Below are 21,328 nucleotides of genomic sequence, written 5' to 3'. Positions count from 1 at the left end.
AGATATGAGTAGCGGACGTATCGTTCAAATCATCGGCGCCGTTATCGACGTGGAATTCCCGCGCGATCAGGTGCCGAGCATTTATGACGCGCTGAAAGTCGAAGGCGCGCAGACCACCCTGGAAGTCCAGCAGCAGCTGGGCGATGGCGTGGTTCGTTCCATCGCCATGGGTTCCACCGAAGGCCTCAAGCGTGGCCTGACCGTGAGCAACACCGGTGCCGGCATCTCCGTGCCGGTCGGCAAGCAGACCCTGGGCCGCATCATGGACGTCCTCGGCAACCCGATCGACGAAGCCGGCCCCATCGGCGAGGAAGAGCGCTGGAGCATCCACCGCGCTGCCCCGTCCTACGCGGAGCAGGCCGGCGGCAACGAGCTGCTGGAAACCGGCATCAAGGTCATGGACCTGGTTTGCCCGTTCGCCAAGGGCGGCAAGGTCGGTCTGTTCGGTGGCGCCGGTGTCGGCAAGACCGTGAACATGATGGAACTGATCCGCAACATCGCCATGGAACACAGTGGTTACTCCGTGTTCGCCGGCGTGGGTGAGCGTACTCGTGAAGGTAACGACTTCTATCACGAGATGAAGGACTCCAACGTTCTGGACAAGGTAGCCCTGGTCTACGGTCAGATGAACGAGCCGCCAGGCAACCGTCTGCGCGTGGCACTGACCGGTCTGACCATGGCCGAGAAGTTCCGTGACGAAGGCCGCGACGTTCTGCTGTTCGTCGACAACATCTACCGTTACACCCTGGCCGGTACCGAAGTGTCCGCGCTGCTGGGTCGTATGCCGTCCGCGGTGGGTTACCAGCCGACTCTGGCCGAGGAAATGGGCGTTCTGCAGGAGCGCATCACCTCCACCAAGAACGGCTCGATCACCTCCGTGCAGGCCGTATACGTTCCCGCGGACGACCTGACCGACCCGAGCCCGGCGACCACCTTCGCCCACCTCGACGCCACCGTGGTACTGTCCCGTGACATCGCCTCCCTGGGTATCTACCCGGCAGTCGACCCGCTGGACTCCACCTCCCGTCAGCTGGATCCGCTGGTGGTTGGCCAGGAGCACTACGACACCGCCCGCGGTGTGCAGTACGTGCTGCAGCGCTACAAGGAACTGAAGGACATCATCGCGATCCTCGGCATGGACGAACTGTCCGAAGCCGACAAGCAGCTGGTATCTCGCGCTCGTAAGATCCAGCGCTTCCTGTCCCAGCCGTTCTTCGTGGCCGAAGTCTTCACTGGCGCCCCGGGCAAGTACGTCCCGCTGAAAGAGACCATCCGTGGTTTCGCCGGCATCCTCAACGGTGATTACGATCACCTGCCGGAGCAGGCGTTCTACATGGTCGGCACCATCGACGAAGCCGTCGAAAAAGCCAAGAAACTGTAACTGGCGCGCCCGCTAGCGGGCGCTCGATCAGGCGGCGGCTACCCCGGTAGCGCCGCCTGCTTACCGAGGCATGAAGTATGGCTATGACAGTCCACTGCGACATCGTCAGTGCGGAAGAAGAGCTGTTCTCGGGGCTGGTGGAAATGGTCGTCGCCCACGGCAACATGGGTGATATCGGTGTTCTGCCGGGCCACGCCCCGCTGCTGACCGATCTCAAGCCGGGTCCGGTGCGGGTGATCAAGCAGGGTGGCGAGCAGGAGGTGTACTACATCTCCGGCGGTTTCATCGAAGTGCAGCCGAACATGGTGAAGGTTCTCGCCGACACCGCGATCCGCGCTGCCGACCTCGACGAAGCAGCGGCTCTCGAAGCCCGCAAGGCGGCGGAGAAGGCCCTCAACGAGAAGAGTGCCGAGTTCGACTACTCCACCGCTTCCGCTCGTCTGGCCGAGGCTGTCGCACAGCTGCGGACCATTCAGGAACTGCGCAAGAAGTTCGGTGGTTCGGCGCACTGATCCGCATTGCGGCGCAGTCGTCCGGTTCACGGGAAAAGGGGGTAGCCTTGGCTACCCCCTTTTTTTATTGCCGGCTCGCCGTGCGTTGCGCTGCTGCCGCCCATACTATTCGTGTCCATTTCGCTCCAGCCCGGCGCTGGGGCTGCATAGGGAAGTACACCAATGAGTCTGGAAATCGTCATCCTCGCCGCCGGTCAGGGCACCCGCATGCGTTCGGCGCTGCCCAAGGTCCTGCACCCGGTGGCCGGCAAGGCCATGCTTGGCCATGTCATCGACACCGCTCGTGAGTTGAATCCGCAGCGCATCCATGTGGTCATCGGCCACGGCGCCGAGGCGGTGCGCGAGCGCCTGGCGGCCGACGACCTGAATTTCGTCCTGCAGGAACAGCAACACGGCACCGGCCACGCCGTGGCCCAGGCCCTGCCGTTCATCAGCGCCGAGCAGGTGCTGGTGCTGTATGGCGACGTGCCGCTGATCGAGGCGCCGACCCTCGAGCGCCTGCTGGCCCATGCCGGCCCCGCGCAGCTGGCGTTGCTCACCGTCGCCCTCGACGATCCCACCGGATACGGACGGATCATTCGTGACGCCCGGGGGCAGGTCACCGCGATCGTCGAGCAGAAGGACGCCACGGAAGAGCAGCGCGCGATCCGCGAGGGCAACACCGGCATCCTCGCCATGCCCGGCGCGCGCATGGCCGAGTGGATGGGCCGGCTGTCCAACAGCAATGCCCAGGGCGAGTACTACCTGACCGACGTGATCGCCATGGCGGTGGCCGACGGTCTGGCGGTGGCCACCGCCCAGCCGGAAGACGCCATGGAAGTGCAGGGTGCCAACGACCGTCGCCAGCTCGCCGAGCTGGAGCGCCATTACCAGCAGCGTGCTGCGTGCCGGCTGATGGCCCAGGGCGTGACCCTGCTCGATCCGGCGCGCTTCGATGTGCGCGGCGAGGTGAGCGTCGGCCGCGACGTGGTCATCGACATCAACGTGATCCTCGAGGGCAGGGTGGTCATCGAGGACGGTGTCGAGATCGGTCCCAACTGCGTGATCCGCAACAGCACCCTGCGCTGCGGCGCGGTGGTCAAGGCCAACAGCCACCTGGAAGGCGCCGAGCTGGGCGAGGGTGCCGACTGCGGTCCGTTCGCCCGTCTGCGTCCGGGCAGCGTGCTGGGCGCCAGGGCCCACGTCGGCAACTTCGTCGAGCTGAAGAACGCGGTGCTGGGCGAGGGCGCCAAGGCCGGTCACCTGGCCTACCTGGGCGACGCCGAGATCGGTGCGCTGAGCAACATCGGCGCCGGCACCATCACCTGCAACTACGACGGCGCCAACAAGCATCGCACGGTGATCGGCGTGGACGCCTTCATCGGCACCAACAACTCGCTGGTGGCGCCAGTCACCATCGGCGACGGCGCCACCACTGCGGCCGGTTCGGTGATCACCAGCGAGGTGCCGGCCGCCACCCTGGCGGTGGGGCGTGCGCGCCAGCGCAATATCGATGGCTGGCAGCGCCCGGTGAAGAAGCCCAAGGCCTGAAGCTCGTACTGTGGCGGTGTGCGGCGCTCGCTTGTGGATAACCATTTGATGCAGGCGCCATGCCGGCCAGGTGCCCATTCCTCTGTGGACAAGCTGATACAGACTTTTCCACAGAGGGCAAGTATCGTCATCCTATCTGGCCCTGTGGATAAACATAACTTCTCGCTTGGATGTTTTTATCCACAAGCCTTTCAACCTCCATGTATGAACAGACCATCCATCATTCTGTGGATAGTTCTGTCCACAGGTGCTTGACGCTCGTCCGTTCCTGAGTTTTGATTCACACCTATAAAGTTACGAATCGAAACTTAGGCATGTCGAAACGCAACACACCGCAACGTCGCCACGCCATCCTCGCCCTGCTCGCCGAGCAGGGCGAGGTGCACGTGGACGCGCTGGCCCGCCACTTCGAAACCTCGGAAGTGACCATCCGCAAGGACCTGGCTGCGCTGGAGAGCAATGGTCTGCTGCTGCGTCGCTACGGCGGCGCTCTGCCGATGCCCCACGAGCTGGTCGCCGAACCGAGCCAGCCGGTGTCGCCGTACAAGCAGGCCATCGCCCGTGCCGCTGCGGCCTGCATCCGCGAGCATGCGCGGATCATAATCGACAGCGGCAGCACCACCGCCGCGCTCATCCCCGAGCTGGACCGCCGCCCGGGCCTGGTGGTGATGACCAACTCGCTGAACGTGGCCAACGCCCTGCGCGAGTTGGAGCAGGAGCCGGTGCTGCTGATGACTGGCGGTACCTGGGATCCGCATTCCGAGTCGTTCCAGGGCCAGGTCGCCGAGCAGGTGCTGCGCTCCTACGACTTCGACCAGCTGTTCATCGGCGCCGACGGTCTCGACCTGGCGCGCGGCACCACCACCTTCAATGAGCTGCTGGGCCTCTCGCGGGTCATGGCCGAAGTGGCCCGCGAAGTGATTGTCATGCTCGAGGCCGACAAGGTCGGCCGGCGCATGCCCAACCTGGAGCTGCCATGGGGCAGCATCCATACGCTGATAACCGACGAGCGCCTCGAGCCCGAGGTGCGTGAGCAGATTCTGGCGCGCGGGACCAAACTGGTCTGTGCCGCCGTTGAAAACCGATAAGGAGAGCCCGCATGTGCGGAATTGTTGGCGCCATCGCCGAGCGTAATGTCAGTGCCATTCTCATCGAGGGCCTCAAGCGCCTCGAATACCGCGGCTACGACAGCGCCGGGGTGGCGATCTATAGCCAGGACGGCGGGCTGCGCCGCAGCCGCCGCATCGGCAAGGTCGCCGCGCTGGAGCAGGCGCTGGCCGAAGAGCCGCTCGCCGGCCGTCTGGGCATCGCCCACACGCGCTGGGCGACGCACGGCGTGCCCAGCGAGGCCAACGCCCACCCGCATTTCTCGGGCAGCGACCTGGCGGTGGTGCACAACGGCATCATCGAGAACCACGAACAACTGCGCGAGCAGCTCAAGGCCCTCGGTTATGTGTTCAGCTCGGAAACCGACACCGAGACCATCGTCCACCTGCTGCACCACAAGCTGCAGGGTCTGCCGGAGCTGGCCGACGCGCTGAAAGCAGCGGTCAAGGAGTTGCACGGCGCCTACGGTCTGGCGGTGATCTCGGCCGCGCAGCCCGACCGCATCCTCGCCGCCCGCAGTGGCAGCCCGCTGGTCATCGGTCTGGGCCTGGGCGAGAACTTCCTCGCCTCCGACCCGCTGGCCCTGCGCCAGGTCACCGACCGCTTCGTCTACCTGGAGGAGGGCGACATCGCCGAGATCCGCCAGGCCAGCCTGCAGATCTGGGATGCCGAAGGCCGCAGCGTGCAGCGCGAAACCGTGCAGTTCCACGAGGGCGCCGAGGCGGCGGAGAAGGGCGAGTATCGCCACTTCATGCTCAAGGAAATCCACGAGCAGCCGAAGGTGGTGCAGCGCACCCTCGAAGGCCGCCTGGGCAGCGACCATGCGCTGGTGCAGGCCTTCGGTCCGCAGGCCGCCGAACTGTTCGCCCGGGTGCGCAACGTGCAGATCGTCGCCTGCGGCACCAGCTACCACGCCGGCATGGTAGCCCGTTACTGGCTGGAGGAGCTGACCGGCATCCCCTGCCAGGTCGAGGTGGCCAGCGAGTTCCGCTATCGCAAAGTTGCGGTGCAGCCCGATTCACTGTTCGTCACCATCTCCCAATCCGGCGAGACCGCCGACACCCTGGCCGCCCTGCGCAACGCCAAGTCGGCCGGCTACCTGGCCAGCCTGGCGATCTGCAACGTCGGCACCAGTTCGCTGGTGCGCGAGTCCGACCTAACCCTGCTGACCCAGGCCGGTCCGGAGATCGGTGTGGCCTCGACCAAGGCCTTCACCACCCAGCTGGTCGGCCTGCTGCTGCTGACCCTGTCCCTCGGGCGGGTGCGCGGCACCCTGGCGACCGACGTCGAGGCCAAGCTGGTCGAGGCGCTGCGCCATCTGCCGGGCAACCTGGAGGAAGCCCTGGCCATGGACAAGACCGTGGAGCGGATCTCCGTGTTGTTCGCCGACAAGCACCACACCCTGTTCCTCGGCCGTGGCGCGCAGTATCCGGTGGCGATGGAGGGGGCGCTCAAGCTCAAGGAAATCTCCTACATCCATGCCGAGGCCTACCCGGCCGGCGAGCTCAAGCATGGTCCGCTGGCGCTGGTCGACAGCAACATGCCGGTGGTCACCGTAGCGCCCAACAACGAGCTGCTCGAGAAGCTCAAGTCCAACCTGCAGGAGGTGCGCGCGCGCGGCGGCGAGCTGATCGTTTTCGCCGACCGTACCGCCGCCATGGACAACGGCCCCGGCGTGCACGTGGTCAACATGCCGCCGATCCACGACCTGCTGGCGCCGATCCTCTACACCATCCCGCTGCAGCTGCTGTCCTACCACGTCGCCGTGCTCAAGGGCACCGACGTCGATCAGCCGCGCAACCTGGCCAAGTCGGTCACGGTGGAATAAGGCGTTTCGGCTATTTTGCGGTTACCACAATGCCCGGTCCAAGCCGGGCATTGTCGTTTTCGGCGGAGCGATTTCCGGGGCACGAACCCGGCGGACAATCCCCAGTGTTCCACGTGGAACATCGGCGTCGCCCCGGCGTCCGACAATCCCGCCGAACTGGTCTACCCTTGACATGGCTTCCATGAAAGGGGATTGGACATGCTGGCGATGCTTCCGCCCGTCCTGCGCAATCTGCAACTGCCATTGCGACTGCGGCTATGGGACGGTCATCAACTGGATCTCGGCCCCGAGCCGCAGGTGACGCTGGTGGTGCGCGATCCGCAACTGCTCAGCCGGCTCGGTAGTCCCAGCCTCGACCTGCTGGGCAGTGCCTATGTCGAGGGAGCGATGGATATCCAGGGGCCGATCGACGCGGTGATGCGCATCGCCGATGCGCTCAGTGGGGCGCTGCTCGGCGAGGCGGATGCGGCTGCGCCCCAGCGGCCGGCCCACGACAAGGCCAGCGATGCCGAGGACATCCACTACCACTACGACCTCTCAAACGACTTCTACCGGCTGTGGCTGGACCGTGACATGGTCTATTCCTGCGCCTACTTCGAGACCGGCACGGAAGACCTGGATACTGCCCAGCAGGCCAAACTGCGTCACCTGTGCCGCAAGCTGCGTTTGCAGCCCGGTGAGCGGCTGTTGGACGTCGGTTGCGGCTGGGGTGGGTTGGCGCGCTTTGCCGCCCGTGAGTTCGGTGCCGAGGTCTACGGCATCACCCTCAGCGGCGAGCAGCTCAAGCTGGCGCGCGAGCGGGTGGCGGCCGAGGGCCTGCAGGATCGCGTGCAGCTGGAGCTGCAGGACTACCGCGACCTGCCCAGCGATGGCCGTTTCGACAAGGTGGTCAGCGTCGGCATGTTCGAGCACGTCGGTCACGCCAATCTGGGCCTGTACTTTCGCACCCTGTATCAGGCGGTGAGACCCGGCGGACTGGTGATGAACCACGGCATCACCGCGAAGAACACCGATGGCCGGCCGGTTGGCCGGGGGGCCGGCAAATTCATCGACCGTTATGTGTTCCCCCATGGCGAGCTGCCGCACCTGGCCACCGCGGTGGCGCGGATGAGCGACGAAGGGCTGGAGGTGGTGGACGTGGAAAGCCTGCGTCTGCACTACGCGCGCACCCTGCGCTTCTGGAGCGAGCGCCTGGAGCAGCATCTGGAGGAGGCGGCCCGGCTGGTTCCGGAACGGGCCTTGCGCATCTGGCGGCTGTATTTGGCCGGCTGCGCCTACGGCTTCGAGCGCGACTGGATCAATCTACACCAGATCCTCGCAGTGCGCCCGCGCGCGGACGGCTCCCACGATCTGCCGTGGAGTCGGGCGGATCTGTACCGCTGATCCGCGGGCGAAGAAACAGGGTGTCGACGACGGCGATGGCACTGGCTGGCGGTGCAGGTCTATGTCGCTACTTTTGGGATCTGTCGTCAAAATAACGGCATAAGGCACCGATTTTCGCGCTTTCCTCGTGCGCGCAGACAATCATTGACGCCTGCCGGGCAGACAGGCACAGTCGCGCGTCACATTGGTGCCGCGGACAATCGTCACACTGGCGATTTTCGACAGCCAACGGGCTGGCGGCGCTTCTCATGGATAGGGGTAGTGAGCGCGTGCGATTGGGCTTGAAGCGGGTTCACCCGCAACACCGGGAATTCCTCGGCCAGCCACTGGCGGTTCTGGTCCTCCTGCTGGCCGGCGTGCTGCTGACGACTCAGTTCGGCGGGGCGCTGCCGCATGTCGACGGTTACCTGGCCTGGCACATGCTGCTGGAAACCACGGCCATCGCCGTGGCGGTCCTGGTCTTTGCCGTCGGCTGGAACACCCACAGCCTGCACCCGCAGCGCAACATCCTGCTGCTGGCCTGCGGCTTTCTCGGCGTGGCCATCCTCGATTTTTCCCACATGCTGTCGTACCGGGGGATGCCTGACTACGTGACCCCCAGCGGGGTGGAAAAGGCCATCCACTTCTGGCTGGTGGCCCGCTACCTGGCCGCCGGCGCCCTGTTGCTGGTGGCCTGGCTGCCCTGGTCGGCGATCGGCGTCGCCCAGGACCGGCGGCTGGCGCGGCGACGCTGGCTACCCCTGCTGGGCGTGCTGTCCGGCGTGGCCGTGGCTCACTGGGTGTTTCTCTACCACCCGCAGTGGCTGCCGTCGACCTTCGTGGCCGGGCAGGGGCTCACCGCCTTCAAGCTGGGTGCGGAGTACGGGGTGATCGTCGTGCACCTGCTGACCGTCGGCGTGCTGCTCGGCCGCCTGCGCCAGGCCGGTGACTTCAACGTTTCGCTGCTGCTCGGCGCTGTGCTGGCGATGATCCTCAGCGAGGGATTCTTCACCCTGTACGCCTCGGCCACCGATGTGTTCAACCTGATGGGCCACGTCTACAAGGTGCTGGCCTACCTGCTGCTGTATCGCGCCGTGTTCGTCGAGATGATCGCCGCCCCCTACCGGGCGCTGAGCGAAGCCCGCCAGCACGCGCAGGCGATTCTCGAGGCGATTCCCGACCTGCTGTTCGAGTTCGACGCGGACGGTCGCTATCTGCAGGTGCACGCACCGCGCAGCGAGCAGCTGGCCGCAGCGGCCGCCCAGTTGCTCGGCCGGACTCTCTACGAGGCATTGCCGCTCGAGAGCGCGCGGACCTGCATGGCGGCGCTGCAGGAGGCGCTGGCCCACGGCTATTCGACCGGCCGGCAGGTGCAGATCCCGCTGGACGACGGCAACCACTGGTTCGAGCTGTCGGTGTCGCTGATGCGCCAGGCGCCACATCAGGCGCCGCGCCTGGTCATGCTGTCGCGCGATATCACCGCGCGCACCCGCGACCAGGCCACCCTGCGCAAGCTGAGCCAGGCCGTCGAGCAGAGCGCGAGCACCATCGTCATCACCGATCTCGCCGCGCGCATCGAATACGCCAACCAGGCCTTCACCCGGGCGACCGGCTACAGCCTGGAGGAGGCCATGGGCTGCAATCCGAAACTGTTGCACTCCGGCAAGACGCCGCAAGCCACCTATGACGACATGTGGCAGCAGCTCACCAGCGGCAATACCTGGCGCGGCGAGTTCGTCAACCGGCGCAAGGACGGCAGCGAGTACACCGAGTCGGTGCTGATCTCGCCGGTGTTCGACGATGCCGGCCTGCCCACTCACTACCTGGCGATCAAGGAAGACATCACCCAGCGCAAGCTGGACGAGCAGCGCATCGAGCGCCTGGCCCATTTCGATGCGCTGACTGACCTGCCCAACCGCAAGCTGTTCGCCTCCCGTTGCGAACAGGCACTGAGCCTGTCCGAGCGCAGTCACCAACCGCTGGCGGTGCTGTACCTGGATCTCGATCACTTCAAGCACATCAACGATTCTCTGGGCTACCGGGTGGGCGACGCCTTCCTGGTCGAGGTCGCCCAGCGCCTGAAGTCGGTGCTGCGTGACGAGGACACCCTGTCGCGCCAGGGCGGCGACGAGTTCGTGTTGGTATTGCCCTACACCGATGCCAAGGGCGCCGCGCATGTCGCCGAGCGGCTCAAGGCGCTGCTGGCCACGCCCTGCCGGATCGAGGAGCACGGTCTGGTGGTGACCACCTCGATCGGCATCGCGGTGTTCCCCGAGGACGGCCGCGACTTCGAGAGCCTGGCGCAGCGCGCGGACATCGCCATGCACCGTGCCAAGCAGGAGGGCCGCAACGGTTACCGCTTCTTCACCAGCGAGATGCAGCGCCAGTCCACGCGCATCCTGCAGCTGGAAAGTGCCTTGCGCCAGGCGCTGGACAACCGCGAACTGCACCTGTGCTTCCAGCCGCAGGTGAGCATCGCTGGACAGCGACTGGTCGGCGCCGAAGCCCTGCTGCGCTGGACCCACCCGCAACTGGGGGTGATCAGCCCGAGCGAATTCATCCCCATCGCCGAGGGCAGCGGGCTGATCCTGCCGATCGGCGAATGGGTGCTGCGCAGCGCGGTGCGGCAGATGAAGGCCTGGCTGGACCAGGGCTATCCGCCGGACATGACCATTGCGGTGAACCTGTCGCTGGCCCAGTTCCGCCACCCGGGGCTGGTCGAGCTGGTGGTGGATGTCCTGCAGGAGAGCGGCCTGCCGGCCCACTGCCTGGAGCTGGAGCTGACCGAGAGCGTGGCCATGCACGATCCGGCGGCGGCCATCGCGGTGGTGCGCCGCCTGCATGCCCTCGGCGTGCTGCTGTCGGTCGACGATTTCGGTACCGGCTATTCGTCGCTCAGCTACCTCAAGAGTTTTCAGGTCCACAAGCTGAAGATCGACCAGTCCTTCGTCCGCCAGATCAGCGAGGACGGTCACGACCAGTCGATCGTGCGGGCGATTCTGGGCATGGCCGGGAGCCTGGGCATGCTGACCATCGCCGAAGGGGTCGAGACGGCCGCGCAGTTGGCCGAGCTCGAGCGCCTCGGTTGCGACGAGGTGCAGGGCTACCTGTTTGCCAGGCCGCTGTCCGCCGCGGAGTTCGAGAACTTCGTGTGCCAGCGCCGGCAGGTGACAGCCGGCGGTCGGACGCCCGCCATGTCCTGAGTTGGCGGCTGCCGGTCGGTGCGCGTGGCGGCATCTGCGGTACATTTAGCCGCAGATCCGTTCAGTCACCTTCGTGCAGGAGTTCCCGATGATTTACCGCCCTCTCGGCAGAACCGACATCCAGGTCAGCGCGCTGGCGCTCGGCAGCATGACCTGGGGCGAGCAGAACAGCGAAGCCGAAGGCTTCGAGCAGATCCGCCGCGCCCAGGCGGCCGGCATCAACTTCATCGACACCGCCGAGATGTACCCGGTGCCGCCGAAGGCCGAGACCTGTGGTGCCACCGAAACCATCATCGGCCACTACTTGCAGCGTCACGGCGGGCGCGACCAGTGGATCATCGCCAGCAAGGCGGCGGCGCCGGGCAACGGCATCAACCACATCCGCGGTGGCCGTCCGCACCACGACCGCGCCAACCTGATCGCTGCGGTGGAGGGCAGCCTCAAGCGTCTGCACACCGACTACATCGACCTCTACCAGCTGCACTGGCCGGACCGGCAGACCAACTACTTCGGCCAGCTCGGCTATCGCCACGATCCGGAGGCGCACATGACGCCGATCGAGGAGTCGCTGGAGGTGCTCGCCGAGCTGGTGCAGAGCGGCAAGATCCGCCACATCGGCCTGTCCAACGAGACGCCCTGGGGCGTGCATCGTTTCCTGCACCTGGCCGAGACCCGTGGCTGGCCACGGGTGGTGTCGATCCAGAACCCCTACAACCTGCTCAACCGCAGTTTCGAGGTGGGTCTGGCGGAAATGGCCATTCGCGAGCAGGTCGGTCTGCTGGCCTACTCGCCGCTGGCCTTCGGTCTGCTCTCCGGCAAGTACGAGAATGGCGCGCAGCCGCCCAAGGGGCGCCTGACCCTGTTCGAGCGTTTCCAGCGCTACAACAACCCGCAGGCCCGCCAGGCGGCCAGCGCCTACGTCGCGCTGGCCCGCGAGCATGGCGTCGATCCGGCGCAGCTGGCGCTGGCCTACGTCAGCAGCCGGCCGTTCCTGACCAGCAACATCATCGGCGCCACCAGCCTCGAGCAGCTGGACAGCAACCTGGCCAGCCTCGAGTTGACCCTCAGCGACGAGCTGCTGGCCGGTATCGAGCGTATCCACAGCGTGCAGCCCAACCCGGCACCCTGATGGTGTGCCTGGTGCGCCGGCCGGCGGGGGGGCAGACGCTTTTTTGGCGCATGCCTATACCCCTTGGCGCGGGCGCACTGCACAATGCCGCTTTTGCCGGCCGTAGCGCTGGGCGGTGGATACGACGGGGGCGGGGGGACATTCATGGCGGCGAACTGGGGGCTGCGCAGCAAGTCGGTACTGGCCTTGCTACTGGCGTGCGTGCTGGCACTGATCCCGGCGGTATTGCTCGGCTGGCGGGCCATGGAGGACATTCGCCAGCACTTCGGCGAAGCCTATGCGCGCAACTTCACCCTGTTGCACCGCGAGCGTATCCTCGCCCCGGTGACACGCGAGCTGGCGCTGGCGCGGCGACTGGCCGATGCGCAGCTGACCCGGCGCTGGCTGCAGGACGAGGACGACCCCGAGCGGCGGGCGCAGTTCTTCGCCGAGGCCGCAGGCTATCAGCGCGACTTCCACGACCACTCCTGGTTCGTCATCGCCAATGCCAGCCGCCACTACTACTTCAACGACGCCCTGCAGCCACAAAGCGTGCAGCCGCGCTACGTGCTGGATCCGCATGACCCGCAGGACGCCTGGTTCTTCGCTAGCGTGGCGGGGGCGGCCGACTACAACCTGAACGTCAATGTCGACGACAAGCTCAAGGTCACCAAGGTGTGGTTCAACATCCTGGTCCGCGACGGCGCCCGGGTGCTCGGTCTGGCCGGCACCGGGCTTGACCTGAGCGGTTTTCTCGACAACTTCATGGTCAGTCGCGAGCCGGGCGTGACGCCGATGATCCTCGCCGCCGACGGTGCCATTCAGGCCCATCCGGATCGGGCGCGGATTGCCTTCAACTCGGGAGTCGATGGTAGTGGCGGCGGCTCGCGGGTGTTCGAGCTGCTGTCCCGGCCGGACCAGCGCGAGACGCTGCAGGCGGCCATGCGCCGCGCCGAGGCCGAGCCGGAAGGGGTGCAGATCGTCAAGGCAACGTTGGAGGGCAAGCCGCAACTGCTGGCCCTCAGCTATATCGCGCCGCTGCGCTGGCACTTGCTCACCGCCGTCGACCTGCATGCCGCGCAGGTGCTCGACAACCGCTGGCTGTGGCCGCTGCTGGGCACCCTGGTGGTTTTGCTGGCCGCGCTGCTGCTGGGCTTCGCCTATGCGGTGGATCGTCTGCTGCTGCAGCCGTTGCGCAGCCTCAAGCACTCGGCCAAGGCGATTGCCGCCGGCCACTATGACACCCGCCTGCCGCCGGCGCGCGGCGACGAGATCGGCGAGCTGTCGGCGGCCTTCGCCAGCATGGCGGCGCAGGTGCACCGGCATACCGTCGAGCTGGAGGGCCGGGTGCGCGAGCGTACCCACGCGCTGGAGCAGGCCAACCGCGAGATGGCCGCCGCCCACAAGCAGATCGACGACTCGATCGACTATGCCAGCCTGATCCAGCGCGCCGTCCTGCCGGATCGCCAGCTGGCCGCCTCGCTGGGCGAGCACCACTTCGTTCTGTGGAAGCCGCGTGACGTGGTCGGCGGCGACTTCTACGTCTACCGCGAGCGCGCCGGCGGCTATCTGCTCGGCGTGGTCGACTGTGCCGGCCACGGCGTGCCTGGTGCGCTGATGACCATGCTGGCGCAGGCGGCCATCGACCATGCCATCGGCGTGGCCGGTGTCGACGATCCGGCGGCCATTCTCCGCGAGACCGACCGCACCGTGCGTGGCATGCTGCGCGAGGAGCAGGTGTCGCGGGGGCTGGCGACCAACATGGACGCCGGCCTGGTGTGGGTCGACCCTGGTGGCCGGAAGCTGCGCTTCGCCGGGGCCAAGATCGCCCTGTTCGCCAGCGACGGCAGCGAGGTGCGTGAGTTCAAGGGCGCACGGCGGGCGCTGGCGGACAAGCGTCAGGGCGACTATGCCAACCTCGAGGTCGAGCTGCCGCCGGGTTGGACCTTCTACCTGTGTACCGACGGTTTCCTCGACCAGGCGGGCGGTGAGCACGGATTCGGCTTCGGCAACCGGCGCTTCACCGAACTGCTGCGCGAGCATGCGCGGCGACCGCTGGCCGAGCAGGCCGATCTGTTCGTTGCCAGCCTCGCGGCCTATCAGGGCGAGCTGCCGCAGCGCGACGACATCACCATTCTTTCCTTCCGCTTCGACTAGGGGTGCTCATGGAGACCTACGACCTGCTGGCCATGCGCGAGAACTACAACCGCCAGCGCATCATGCTCTGCTTCAATGGACCGATTTCGCGCAGCCTGATCGAGGAAATCGGCAACGCCCTGCGCAACTACCTGACTGCCGAACAGGCACAGCCCTCGGCGGCGATGGATGTGTTCGCCGTGTATATCGAAATGACCCAGAATATCCGCCACTATGCTACCCGGATGAACTACGCCGAGTCGGATGCGGCGGCCACCGTGGCGATTTCCCGCGATGAGCAGGGGCGCTACGTGGTGGCGGCCGGTAACCTGGTCGAGCGCGAGGATGGCCGGCAGCTGGTGGAGTGGGTCGAGAGCCTGGCGCCGCTGGACAAGGCCCAGCTCAAGGCCGCCTACAAGGAGCAGCTGCGCAAGCCGCGCAGCGGCGAGAGCGCCAGTGGCGCGGGCCTCGGCCTGCTCGATATCGCCCGCAAGTCGAGTGTGCCGCTGCTGGCCTCGCTCAGCGAGCAGGCGGAAGGACGCGCCTTTTTCAGCCTGCGCGCTGTCATCTGACCCTTTGCACGAGTGACACCATGACAGAATTGAACATCAACGGAACCCAGTCAACGCCGGCGATTCAGGGCGACTGGCTCGCTGGCGTGCTGGCCATGCAGGGCGACTCCTATCCGGAAAACTCCTTCGAGCTGTTCGGGCAGGTGATCGACTGGGTCGAGCGTTTCCTGCACGAAGCGACCCGGCCGCTGGCCCTGGAACTGCGCCTGCTATACCTCAACACCAGTTCGATCAAGGCGCTGATGGACATCCTCGACCTGCTCGAGGAGGCACACCGCAAAGGGCAGCCAGTCAGCGTCAACTGGCACTACGACAGTCGCAACGAGCGGGTCGCCGAGCTGGCCGAAGAGTTCCGCGAGGACTGCAGCTTCCCCTTTGCCATCCTGCCCTACAGCGAGTGATCGAACGATGAGCTGCGAGCGCGAGCTGGACCTGCTGGTGGAAGACCTGCTGAGTGACCCCCAGCACTACGGGCATCCGTTGCGCGAGGGGCTGGCGCGTCTGCAGCAGCAGAACCTCGACCAGTTGTCGCGACTCGAGCGCATCGCCCGGATCTCCGACGGCTACCAGTCGCTGGCGCGCGAGGAGAGTCTCTCGCTTTCCGAACGCTACCACCGGCAGTTGCGTCAACTGGAGAAGGTTGCGCGCATTTCCGACCGTTACCAGGACATGCTGCGCGATCTCAATCATGCGCTCCAGGAAGCCTCGCTGCACGACGCTCTGACCGGCCTGCCGAATCGACGCATGCTGATGGAGCGCCTGCGTGCCGAGGAGTTGCGCAGCCAGCGTGGAGAGCGGCCATTCGTGCTGGCGATGATCGATGTCGATCACTTCAAGCAGATCAACGACACCTGGGGACATGAGGCCGGCGACCGCGTGCTCAGCGCGATCGCGGCGCTGCTGCAGGCTGAACTCCGTGGCTCCGATCTGTGTGGCCGCTGGGGTGGTGAGGAGTTCCTGCTGCTGTTGCCGGAAACCACGCTGGCCAGATCGGAACCGTTCATCGAGCGGCTGCGCGGCGGCCTGCGCAACCTGCGGGTGACGTTCGGCAGCGATGTGTTATCGATTACCGCCAGCTTCGGTGTGGCCGAACGCCTGCCCGAGGAGGGCTACTCGCAGACCCTCAGCCGCGCCGATGCGGCCCTGTTCGAAGCCAAGCACAATGGTCGTGACCGCTGCGCCAGGGCTCTCGGGAGCTGGTGCGAGTTCGGACAGCCGACGCCCTGGCCGGCATGAGTCGATCGAGGCCGAGGTGAGCAGGGATGCTCCGCTCCGCGGATCTGCTCGCGGTCAGTGATTGCACTTCACACCCACGCCGGGGCGGCCGTGAGTCGGCCGCCCTGTCGCCGGGGTGTTCAGACCTGGTGGCGCAGGATGAATTGCCGGTCGCACAGATCGCGCCACCAGCCGCACAGCCGGCCGCCGGCGGACCAGCCGTTCCAGTCGAGCAGGGCGCCGCCGTCGCCGGTGGCGACCAGCAGCGCTCGCTGGCGGGGCGGCCGGTAGCGGGCCAGCGGTCTTTCCTGTAGCACCGCGCTGAGATTGGCGGCCAACTGCGAGGCCTGGCGCGTGGCCTGCCAGGCATTGCGGGGAGCGTCGGGCAGGCTGGCGCAGTCGCCACTGGCGAAGATCCGCGGATGGCTGTGGCTTTGCAGGGTACGTCCGATCTGGATGAAGCCGTCGTCGGCGCAGACCAGGCCGCTGTGGGTCAGCCAGGGCAGCGGCTGGCTGCCGCTGGCCAGCAGCAGGCGCGGGCCGTGCCACACGGCGCCGGCGTCGCTGTACAGGGTTTGTCCCTCGATATGGCTGATCGGGCAGTGCTCGCGACCGCTCACGCCGCGCTGGCGCAGGTGGCCGAGGGCGCGCAGGCGCAGGCCCGGCGAGCCGCCCTCGAGCAGGGCGCCGGCGCAGAACTGACTGAGTTCCGGCACCTGCCCGGCCAGCGCCAGCGCCAGTTCGACCCCCGCCGCACCGGCGCCGACGATCGCCAGCGGCTGCGGATCGCGTTGCCATTCGCTCCAGGCGGCGAGAAATGCCGCGAAGGGTTTTACTCCTAGCACCTGCATGCCCCCGCCGCGCTGCTCGGGCGCCGGTGGCGCCGCGCCGACATTCAGCGACAGCCAGCTGGCCTGCAGGGTGCGTCCGTCGGCCAGCGCCAGGCGGCGCTCGTCGGCGTCCAGGCCGGTCACCACACCCTGCAGCAGCTCCACTCCGGCGGCGTGGCACAGCGGCGCCAGCTCGATCCGGCAATCGGTTTCTGTATAGCGTCCGGCCAGCAGTCCCGGCAGGCGTCCGGCATACCAGGCGTGCGGACTGTCGCTCAGCAGCGCCAGGCGGCCCGGTGGTCGCTGGCCGCGCGCCCAGCGGCGCAGCACACCGAGATGGCTGTGGCCGGCACCGACCAGCAGAAGGTCAGGGTTGCTCATCGACGCCTCGCGGGGCGGCGGAAGGGGCGGGCATGACGGGGCGGCTCCGTGGGGTCCGGGTGCGGTGTGCGCTGGCCGGTTGGATCGGCTGCCGGTCGGGAGGTTCCACATCGCACCGGCCACAGGTACTACGGCCTGTTGTAGCACAGGCGAGCGTGCTTCCGGTGATGAGGAGCGGCAGAAATGGCCAAGCCCGCGACCATGATGGTCGCGGGCTTGGCGGTACAGACTGCCGGTCGCTGGATACCATGCACAAGCATGGAGCCGCGACCGGCTGGGGCGTCGAGAGGGTTCAGGCCAGCTCGTCGAAGCACTCGGCGATGATCGCCATGCCGCGGTCGAGCAGCTCGTCCTCGGCGGTCAGCGGTACCAGGATGCGCAGCACGTTGTAGTAGGGGCCGCAGGACAGCAGGATCAGGCCCTTCTCGCGGGCGCGGGTGACAACCTTGCCGACCAGCTCGGCGTTGGGTTTTTCCGGGTTGCCCGCGTCGAACAGCTCGATGGCGATCATCGCGCCGAGACCGCGCACGTCGCCGATCACCGGGTGCCGGGCCTGGATGTCGCGCAGACCCGCCTTCAGCCGCTCGCCCACGGCCTGGCAGCGCTGCAGCAGTTGCTCCTCTTCGAATACCTCCAGTACCGCCAGCGCCGCGACACAGGCCAGCGGGCTGCCGGCGTAGGTGCCACCCAGACCACCGGGGGCGACGGCGTCCATGATCTCGGCCTTGCCACATACGCCGGCCAGCGGGAAGCCACCGGCGATGGACTTGGCGAAGGTGGTCAGATCGGCGGCCACCCCCATCTGTTCCATGGCGAAGAAGGTGCCGGTACGCCCGGCACCAGTCTGCACCTCGTCGGCGATCAGCAGGATGCCGTGCTGGTCGCACAGCGCACGCAGGCGCTGCATGAATTCCTTCGGTGCGGCGTAGAAGCCGCCCTCGCCCTGCACCGGCTCGATGACGATGGCGGCGATGTCGCGCGGCTCGGCATCGTTCTTGAACACCCGCTCGATGCTGGCGATGGACTCGTCAACGCTGACCCCGTGCAGCTCGCAGGGATAGATGGCGCGGTACACGCCGCCCGGCATCAGGCCCATGCCGGCGGCGTAGGGCACCTTCTTGCCGGTCAGCGACAGGGTCATCATGGTGCGGCCGTGGTAGCCGCCAGTGAAGGCGATCACCCCGCTGCGGCCGGTGGCGGCGCGGGCGATCTTCACCGCGTTTTCCACCGCCTCCGAGCCGGTGGTGACCAGCAGGGTCTTTTTGGCGAAGTCGCCCGGCACCAGGGCGTTGATCTTCTCGCACAGCTCGATGTACGGCTCGTAGGCCAGCACCTGGAAGCAGGTGTGGGTCAGCTTGCCGAGTTGCGCCTGCACTGCGGCGATCACCTTGGGATGCAGGTGGCCGGTGTTGAGCACGGCGATGCCGCCGGCGAAGTCGATGAACTCGCGACCCTCGACGTCGACCACGGTGCTGTTCTTGGCGTGGTCGGCGACGATCGGGTGGATCGCGCTGACGCCACGGGCAACTGCCGCCTGGCGGCGCTGCATAAGGGATTCGTTGCTCTTGCTCATGGACAGTTCTCGCAACTGAGGTTCGTGGGTTGGGCGGGGCCTGTCAGGTTGCAGGCGCCGCCGGAATAGAGGGGTGAAGGACCATCGCCGACAAAAACATGGCCTTCACCCACCCCAGGCCGTGGCCCGGAGTTCGTGCAGTCAGATGCCGCCCAGGCACAGGTATTTGAGCTCCAGGTACTCGTCGAGACCGTACTTGGAACCCTCGCGACCGAGGCCGGACGCCTTCATGCCGCCGAAGGGCGCCACCTCGGTGGAGATCACCCCGGTGTTGATGCCGACCATGCCGTATTCCAGCGCCTCGGCGACGCGGAACACCCGGCCCAGGTCGCGGGCATAGAAGTAGGCCGCCAGGCCGAACTCGGTGTCGTTGGCCTGCTGGATCACGTCGGCCTCGTCGTGGAAGCGGAACAGTGGCGCCAGCGGGCCGAAGGTTTCCTCCTTGGCCACCCGCGCGCTCGTCGGTACATCGATCAGGATAGTCGGCTCGAAGAAGTTGCCGCCCAGCCCGTTGCCGCCGGCCAGCACTCGTGCGCCCTTGCTCACGGCATCGTCGAGGTGCTGGCGCACCTTGGCCACGGCGTTGCCATCGATCAGCGGACCGGTGGTAATGCCCGGTTCGGCACCGTTGCCGATCTTGAGCTTGGCTACGGCGTCGGCCAGCTTGGCGGCGAAGGCGTCGTAGATCTTGTCCTGCACGTAGAGACGATTGGCGCAGACGCAGGTCTGCCCGGCGTTGCGGTATTTGGAGATGATCGCGCCCTCGACCGCGGCATCCAGATCTGCATCCTCGAAGACGATGAAGGGCGCGTTGCCACCCAGCTCCAGCGACAACTTCTTCAGGGTTGGCGCGCACTGCTCCATCAGCTTGATACCGACGCCAGTCGAGCCGGTGAACGACAGCTTGCGCACCACCGGGTTCTCGCACAGCTCGGCGCCGATTTCGCGACTGCTGGCAACATCCGCCGGCAGCACGCTGAGCAGCCCGGCCGGGATGCCGGCGCGATCGGCCAGTTCGGCCAGGGCCAGGGCGGAGAAGGGGGTTTGCGGTGCCGGCTTGAGCACCATGGCGCATCCCGCCGCCAGCGCCGGGCCGGCCTTGCGGGTGATCATCGCGCTGGGGAAGTTCCACGGCGTGATCGCGGCGGTGACACCGACCGGCTCCTTCTGTACCAGGATGCGCTTGTCGGCGGCATGCGCCGGGATCACGTCACCGTAGGCCCGCTTGGCCTCCTCGGCGAACCACTCGATGAAGGAGGCGGCATAGGCGACCTCGCCGCGAGCCTCGGCGAGCGGCTTGCCCTGTTCGGCGGTCATGATCTGCGCCAGGTCTTCCTGGTTGGCCATGATCAGCTCGAACCAGTTGCGCAGCCTGCCGGCGCGCTCCTTGGCGGTCAGGCGGCGCCAGGCCGGCTGCGCGGCCTGCGCCGCGAGGATGGCGCGGCGGGTTTCCGCGCGCCCCATGTTCGGCACGCTGCCCAGCTTGTCCCCGGTGGCCGGGTTGAAGATGTCGGTCCGCGTGCCGTGGTCGGCCTCGCACCATTGACCGTTCAGATAGGCTTGCTGGCGGAACAGGCTGGGGTCTTTCAGTTCCATCGCGGTCTCCGGTGGAATGTTCGAAATGTCAAACAATCCTAGGGCAGGATTTCAGCTTATGGCAATACCTTGTGCGAAAAAAACAACAAAAAACGGCTTTAGCGTAAATTTTTCGATTCCATGGCCGTTTTGTGGAGTGTGCTCGTTCGAGATCATGCACGAACGCTGGGCGGATGGACGACGTCAGCCAAGATGCGTATCATGGCGCCGCACTGCATCCGTAGCTCAGCTGGATAGAGTACTGCCCTCCGAAGGCAGGGGTCGTGGGTTCGAATCCCGCCGGGTGCGCCATACACGAAAGGGCCTGCGTGAAAACGCAGGCCCTTTTTGTTTGTCGCTCCTGAGCTCCTGCGCGTGGACGCGAGCTGGATCGCTGCGGGCAATTGCTCCGGCCTGGTGGATTGTCATCGCCGGGTGGGACGCCACAAGCTTGTTGAAAGGCAGTGTGTCGATATCCACCAGGGCGACGGGACTCTGCACAATCCATGGCCGCAGCCGAGGGGCTCTGCGGTTATCAGGTGCGTTGCTTATATAGGACGCGCGGAGAAGTAACCTGTTGATCGCTATCGCGTGAAGCATGCCCATCCGTATCTAGGTATGGGCGCAGGGGATGCCGGTGTTAGCCGGCGAACTGCCGAAGCAGGAACTTTTGCAACAAGTTGAACGGAGGTGTTGACAGCGTTTTTCAAGGCTGTATTATTCGCCTCCTCGCTGCAGCGGCCTCCGGGTTACGGCAGCGAGAGAGTTACGCAAGTGGTTGAGTAGAAAAGAAAATTTCGAAAAACGCTTGACAGAATGCAAGGCTGCTGTAGAATTCGCGGCCTCGGTTGAGACGAAAGACTTGATCGAAACGCTCTTTAACAAGTTGAATCAAGCAATTCGTGTGGGTGCTTGTGAGATAAGACTGACAGTCGCAAGATTATCAGCATCACAAGTAGTCTCGTGAATTCATGAGTTTATTTGCGATTGCTGAGCCAAGTTTAGGGTTTTCTCA

General features: G+C 66.2%; 15 protein-coding genes and 1 tRNA gene. 13 read left to right on the top strand and 3 right to left on the bottom strand.

The annotated features are described in order from the left end of the window. Positions 1–4: 4 nt before the first annotated feature. The 12 genes from atpD (at position 5) to siaD (ending at position 15,975) form a co-directional block, all read left to right on the top strand. Positions 5–1,381, top strand: coding sequence for a F0F1 ATP synthase subunit beta (gene atpD / locus BMZ19_RS20830; RefSeq protein ID WP_090313480.1), 1,377 nt, complete (start codon positions 5–7; stop codon positions 1,379–1,381). Between the two features lie 77 nt (positions 1,382–1,458). Further along, positions 1,459–1,893 (top strand): F0F1 ATP synthase subunit epsilon, encoded by a 435-nt coding sequence (locus BMZ19_RS20825; RefSeq protein WP_090313478.1) that lies wholly within the window; start codon positions 1,459–1,461, stop codon positions 1,891–1,893. A gap of 162 nt (positions 1,894–2,055) precedes the next feature. After that, the gene (glmU, locus tag BMZ19_RS20820) at positions 2,056–3,423 is read left to right on the top strand and encodes a bifunctional UDP-N-acetylglucosamine diphosphorylase/glucosamine-1-phosphate N-acetyltransferase GlmU (protein ID WP_090313476.1); all 1,368 of its coding nucleotides are present in this window, start codon (positions 2,056–2,058) and stop codon (positions 3,421–3,423) included. A 314-nt stretch (positions 3,424–3,737) separates the two neighbouring features. After that, positions 3,738–4,511, top strand: coding sequence for a DeoR/GlpR family DNA-binding transcription regulator (locus BMZ19_RS20815; protein ID WP_090313474.1), 774 nt, complete (start codon positions 3,738–3,740; stop codon positions 4,509–4,511). Positions 4,512–4,522: 11 nt separating this feature from the next. After that, positions 4,523–6,358, top strand: coding sequence for a glutamine--fructose-6-phosphate transaminase (isomerizing) (glmS, locus tag BMZ19_RS20810; protein ID WP_090313472.1), 1,836 nt, complete (start codon positions 4,523–4,525; stop codon positions 6,356–6,358). Between the two features lie 198 nt (positions 6,359–6,556). Beyond that, on the top strand, positions 6,557–7,741 hold the full coding sequence (gene cfaB / locus BMZ19_RS20805) for a C17 cyclopropane fatty acid synthase CfaB (RefSeq protein WP_090313542.1): 1,185 nt from the start codon (positions 6,557–6,559) through the stop codon (positions 7,739–7,741). A 248-nt stretch (positions 7,742–7,989) separates the two neighbouring features. Continuing rightward, positions 7,990–10,923, top strand: a complete 2,934-nt coding sequence (locus tag BMZ19_RS20800) for a bifunctional diguanylate cyclase/phosphodiesterase (protein WP_090313468.1) — start codon at positions 7,990–7,992, stop codon at positions 10,921–10,923. Between the two features lie 88 nt (positions 10,924–11,011). Then, entirely contained in the window at positions 11,012–12,052 is a 1,041-nt protein-coding gene (locus BMZ19_RS20795; protein WP_090313466.1) for an NADP(H)-dependent aldo-keto reductase, read from the top strand. 144 nt (positions 12,053–12,196) lie between these two features. After that, positions 12,197–14,188, top strand: a complete 1,992-nt coding sequence (gene siaA / locus BMZ19_RS20790; protein WP_090313464.1) for a biofilm regulation protein phosphatase SiaA — start codon at positions 12,197–12,199, stop codon at positions 14,186–14,188. A gap of 8 nt (positions 14,189–14,196) precedes the next feature. Continuing rightward, positions 14,197–14,739 (top strand): biofilm regulation protein kinase SiaB, encoded by a 543-nt coding sequence (gene siaB / locus BMZ19_RS20785; RefSeq protein WP_090313462.1) that lies wholly within the window; start codon positions 14,197–14,199, stop codon positions 14,737–14,739. Between the two features lie 20 nt (positions 14,740–14,759). Next, positions 14,760–15,140 carry a biofilm regulation phosphoprotein SiaC gene (gene siaC, locus BMZ19_RS20780; protein ID WP_090313460.1) on the top strand — a complete coding sequence of 127 codons (381 nt, stop codon included), beginning with the start codon at positions 14,760–14,762 and terminating at the stop codon, positions 15,138–15,140. Positions 15,141–15,147: 7 nt separating this feature from the next. Beyond that, the gene (gene siaD, locus BMZ19_RS20775; protein ID WP_090313458.1) at positions 15,148–15,975 is read left to right on the top strand and encodes a biofilm regulation diguanylate cyclase SiaD; all 828 of its coding nucleotides are present in this window, start codon (positions 15,148–15,150) and stop codon (positions 15,973–15,975) included. A 119-nt stretch (positions 15,976–16,094) separates the two neighbouring features. On the opposite strand, the gene BMZ19_RS20770 is transcribed toward siaD, so the two are convergent. The 3 genes from BMZ19_RS20770 to gabD form a co-directional block, all read right to left on the bottom strand. Further along, positions 16,095–17,165 (bottom strand): FAD-dependent oxidoreductase, encoded by a 1,071-nt coding sequence (locus BMZ19_RS20770; RefSeq protein ID WP_090313456.1) that lies wholly within the window; start codon positions 17,163–17,165, stop codon positions 16,095–16,097. A gap of 292 nt (positions 17,166–17,457) precedes the next feature. Beyond that, positions 17,458–18,738, bottom strand: coding sequence for a 4-aminobutyrate--2-oxoglutarate transaminase (gene gabT, locus BMZ19_RS20765; protein WP_090313454.1), 1,281 nt, complete (start codon positions 18,736–18,738; stop codon positions 17,458–17,460). 141 nt (positions 18,739–18,879) lie between these two features. Next, a complete protein-coding gene (gene gabD / locus BMZ19_RS20760) occupies positions 18,880–20,334 on the bottom strand; it encodes an NADP-dependent succinate-semialdehyde dehydrogenase (protein WP_090313452.1) in 1,455 nt (484 codons plus the stop codon). A 214-nt stretch (positions 20,335–20,548) separates the two neighbouring features. On the opposite strand from gabD, the gene BMZ19_RS20755 reads away from it, so the two are divergent. After that, positions 20,549–20,625 (top strand) — tRNA-Arg (locus tag BMZ19_RS20755). The last annotated feature ends 703 nt before the right edge of the window (positions 20,626–21,328 follow it).

This window comes from Pseudomonas linyingensis (genome assembly GCF_900109175.1).
Lineage (GTDB): Bacteria > Pseudomonadota > Gammaproteobacteria > Pseudomonadales > Pseudomonadaceae > Geopseudomonas > Geopseudomonas linyingensis.
The sequence above is the reverse complement of the archived record's forward strand: the minus strand, read 5'-3'. Positions and strand labels throughout refer to the sequence as shown.

What these genes read in the sequence shown, in the direction of transcription:
- BMZ19_RS20825 (WP_090313478.1), top strand. Translation starts at nt 1,459, where the DNA reads ATGGCTATGACAGTCCACTGCGACATCGTCAGTGCGGAAGAAGAGCTG.
- siaD (WP_090313458.1), top strand. Translation starts at nt 15,148, where the DNA reads ATGAGCTGCGAGCGCGAGCTGGACCTGCTGGTGGAAGACCTGCTGAGT.
- cfaB (WP_090313542.1), top strand. Translation starts at nt 6,557, where the DNA reads ATGCTGGCGATGCTTCCGCCCGTCCTGCGCAATCTGCAACTGCCATTG.
- atpD (WP_090313480.1), top strand. Translation starts at nt 5, where the DNA reads ATGAGTAGCGGACGTATCGTTCAAATCATCGGCGCCGTTATCGACGTG.
- gabT (WP_090313454.1), bottom strand. Translation starts at nt 18,738, where the DNA reads ATGAGCAAGAGCAACGAATCCCTTATGCAGCGCCGCCAGGCGGCAGTT.
- glmS (WP_090313472.1), top strand. Translation starts at nt 4,523, where the DNA reads ATGTGCGGAATTGTTGGCGCCATCGCCGAGCGTAATGTCAGTGCCATT.
- siaC (WP_090313460.1), top strand. Translation starts at nt 14,760, where the DNA reads ATGACAGAATTGAACATCAACGGAACCCAGTCAACGCCGGCGATTCAG.
- gabD (WP_090313452.1), bottom strand. Translation starts at nt 20,334, where the DNA reads ATGGAACTGAAAGACCCCAGCCTGTTCCGCCAGCAAGCCTATCTGAAC.
- BMZ19_RS20770 (WP_090313456.1), bottom strand. Translation starts at nt 17,165, where the DNA reads ATGAGCAACCCTGACCTTCTGCTGGTCGGTGCCGGCCACAGCCATCTC.
- siaB (WP_090313462.1), top strand. Translation starts at nt 14,197, where the DNA reads ATGGAGACCTACGACCTGCTGGCCATGCGCGAGAACTACAACCGCCAG.
- BMZ19_RS20815 (WP_090313474.1), top strand. Translation starts at nt 3,738, where the DNA reads ATGTCGAAACGCAACACACCGCAACGTCGCCACGCCATCCTCGCCCTG.
- BMZ19_RS20800 (WP_090313468.1), top strand. Translation starts at nt 7,990, where the DNA reads ATGGATAGGGGTAGTGAGCGCGTGCGATTGGGCTTGAAGCGGGTTCAC.
- siaA (WP_090313464.1), top strand. Translation starts at nt 12,197, where the DNA reads ATGGCGGCGAACTGGGGGCTGCGCAGCAAGTCGGTACTGGCCTTGCTA.
- BMZ19_RS20795 (WP_090313466.1), top strand. Translation starts at nt 11,012, where the DNA reads ATGATTTACCGCCCTCTCGGCAGAACCGACATCCAGGTCAGCGCGCTG.
- glmU (WP_090313476.1), top strand. Translation starts at nt 2,056, where the DNA reads ATGAGTCTGGAAATCGTCATCCTCGCCGCCGGTCAGGGCACCCGCATG.